At 71.5% G+C, this 3,043-nt stretch carries 2 protein-coding genes; both read right to left on the bottom strand.

The window, feature by feature from the left end; genetic code table 11:
* A partial coding sequence (locus tag VGT06_00205) for a polysaccharide deacetylase family protein (protein ID HEV8661554.1) occupies window positions 1-1,852 on the bottom strand: 1,852 nt, incomplete at its 3' end.
* The coding region (locus tag VGT06_00200; GenBank protein HEV8661553.1) for a glycosyltransferase at window positions 1,849-3,043 on the bottom strand (1,195 nt) is incomplete at its 5' end. The genes VGT06_00200 and VGT06_00205, both read right to left, overlap by 4 nt.

Below are 3,043 nucleotides of genomic sequence, written 5' to 3'. Positions count from 1 at the left end.
TGGGCATCCCCTCGGCCCGCGAAGGCAGGACGAAGACGGTGGCGTCCAGGTAGAGATCCGAGACCTTCTCCGGCGGCACCGGCCCCACGAACTCCACGCACTCCGCCTGCTCTCCCTCGTTGAGCATCCCTTTCCAGGAAGAGTCCAGCGACGGACCGACGATGCGGAACCGCGCCCGGGGCTGCCGGGCGAGCACCTGGGGGACCACCGCCAGGAGGTCGGGAAGCCCTTTGCGCCGGGCGTCCTCCTCCAAGGGGTTTCCACCGACGTAGAGGACCATCGGATCGGAGCCGGGGACGCGGCTCCGGCCCTCCACGGGATCCGCGGTGGTGGGGAGGAGCTCCACCCGAGCCCCCGGGACGATCTCGGAGAAGACCTCCCTCCAGTAGCTGCCCCTCACCAGGATGGCACGCGGGCGGCGGAGGAGGAAGCGGATCATGCACTTCTTGAGCGGGCCGGCCTCCCCGTGGAAGCGTTCGAAGCGGCTCCCGTGGCAGACGAAGACGCTGGGGACCCTCAGGACCCACGCTCCGAGGATGAACGGAGCGTTGCGCCAGAAGTCGCCGTAGTGCGAGCTGTGCACCTGGACCGCGGCCGGTCGCCGGAAGACCATCTGCCTCGCAAAGTTCAGGAAGCTGCGCGCGAGCTGGTAGACCTTCCCCGCCGCGCCCAGCTCGTAATGGGCGTACCTCCCCGTGGGGCAGACGTGGACGAGGTCGAAGTGGGAGGGCAGCTCCGAACGGTGGATGCTCCGCACGCAGGTGGAGATCCCGGTCCGGACGTTCGCCGGGGGCCCCACCAGGAAGAGGCGGGGGCGCGGCCTGCTGCCCTGGGGACCGACTCCGTGCAAGCGGTCCCGCTCCAGGTTGAAGGCGAGACCGTGCACCGCGTCCCTCTCCGCGACCGCAAGCCGGCGGAGGCGGTACCGGTCGTCCCCCAGGTCCAGGGGACCGTTCTCCGACGTACAAGCGGAGAGGAAGCCGGCTTCGCGGACCAGCCGGGCCACCCGGAGATCCTGGTTCTCCACCGCGGGGCCGTTGGGGTAGGCGAAGTGGAGGACGGGGCGCTCCAGACCCTTCTCCAGGACCTTCCGTGACCTCGAGATCTCTCCGGCGGCCTGCCCGTCATCGAGGAAGGTCAGCACGGGGTGCGAGACGGTGTGGGCGCCGATGTCGATGCCCGCCCCCGCGGCCTCCCGGAGCTCCTCCCAGCCCATCATCCACTTCCCCGACCCCTCGATGGGCCCGTCCACGCCGGCCAGAGACGCCAGCTGCGCCAGGTCGCGCTCGGCCTCGGGTGGGGGCTTGCGACAGAGCTCGCCGGTGAGGGCCTCGATCCAGCCCTCACGGGCGGCGGGGGAGCTGAGGTCCATGGGCCCCAGGCCGGGGAAGTCAATCTCGGCCCTCTCGGTCTTCAAGAGGAGCCCCCGGAGCCGGGAGACCCAGAAGCTCCACCCATCCCCCACCGCGCCAGCGGTGACGAAGACCGTCGCCGGGAGCCCCAGGGAGCGGAGGCAGGGCAGCGCGTGCCGGTGGTTGTCCCGATAGCCATCGTCGAAGGTGATGGCCACCGCCCGCGGGGGGAACGGCTCCCCCGCGGCCACGCAGTCGACCAGCCGGGCCAGGGGGACCACCTGGTACCGATCGGCCAGGAACTCCATCTGCCGCTCGAAGGTCCGGGGGCTGACGGAGATGCTCGGAGCGCGGTACAGGAGGTTCTCCGGGGTCGGCTCGCTGACCGAGTGGTAGCGGAGGACCACCGCCCGCCGGGGGTCGGCCCGCCTCCGCAGGAGAGGCAGGACCCCGCAGCGCTCAAGCCCGCCCGCCACCAGGCCCCTCAGCGCGGCCCTCATGGGCTCCCCTCCAGGTAGCTCTTCGTCCTCCTGCGCCAGGAGGGACGGACCAGCCGGTCCAGGAGGCCCAGGACGCCGCCCAGGACGACGGCAGCCTCGCTCGTGAAGAGGACCGCGACGCCCAGCAAGCGGTCCCGCAGCCGGAACCTCTCCTCGCCGTCCGCCTGGAAGAGGGCCAGCTTGCGCCACACCCGCAGGTTGAGGTAGAGGATGAGGAGGACGGCAGCCGGAAGGAGGAGCCAGGGGAAGACGATGGAAGCAGCCAGCACGGCGAGGCCCGCGCCGTAGATCGCCACCAGCTTCCCGAGGTTGCTCCGGGGCAACCCGATCCGGCTCACCCAGAGCTCGTAGAGGTAGTGCCGAGCCCAGAGCTGGCGGAACGACCGCGGCATCTTGTGGTGGACCTTGGCATCGAGGGTGATGGAGACCTTTCCACCCATCCTCCGCACCTTATAGCCGAAGAGCCGGTCCTGGCCCTTGCGCGCCCACTCGCTGAACCCGCCCACCCGTTTCAGGATCCTCCGCCGGTAGGCCATGCACATGCCGCCGGGCACGACTTGGTCCGTGATCAGCGCCCGGATCTGCTCCTTGTCCATCCCCCGCCGGTGGTGCTCCAGCACGGCGGTGCACACACGGCGGAAGGGGGTGTCGGAGATCGGGAGATGCAGCCCCCCCAGGAAGTCCAGCTCGGGATCCTCCTCGAAGGGCCGCGCCATGGCCTCCAGCCAGTCGCGCTCAGCGCGGTTGCCCAGATCCATGAAGACGATGATGTCGTGGGCCGCCGCGCGCGTCCCGGCGTTCCGCCCCCCTCCCGCGAACAGGGACTCGTTGCGCGTCACCGTGAGGGGGATCCGCCGGTGGCGGTGACGGAGGAAGCGCTCCACCGTTTCGTCGGCGGAGCACGCGTCCGCCAGGACGATCTCATCGGGGAGCCGGGTCTGGGCAAAGAGCGACTCCAGGGTGTAGTCGACGTTGAGGGCCTCGTTCCGGGCGGGTATGACCACGCTCACCAGGGTGCGGACCTTCCGGTCCGCGGCGAGCGGGGAGAGGGGCCCGCCGGCCCCCGCCCCCTCGGGGGGGCCGGGGGGGGAAGACAGCGCCGCCCCCTCGGGGGGGCCGGGGGGGGAAGGCACCCCCGCCCCCTCGGGGGGGCCGGGGGGGGAAGGCACCCCCGCCCCCTTGGGGGGGCCG

Origin of the sequence: Candidatus Methylomirabilis sp., assembly GCA_036000645.1 — a bacterium.
In the GTDB taxonomy this organism is placed as follows: Bacteria; Methylomirabilota; Methylomirabilia; order Methylomirabilales; family JACPAU01; genus JACPAU01.
The sequence above is the reverse complement of the archived record's forward strand: the minus strand, read 5'-3'. Positions and strand labels throughout refer to the sequence as shown.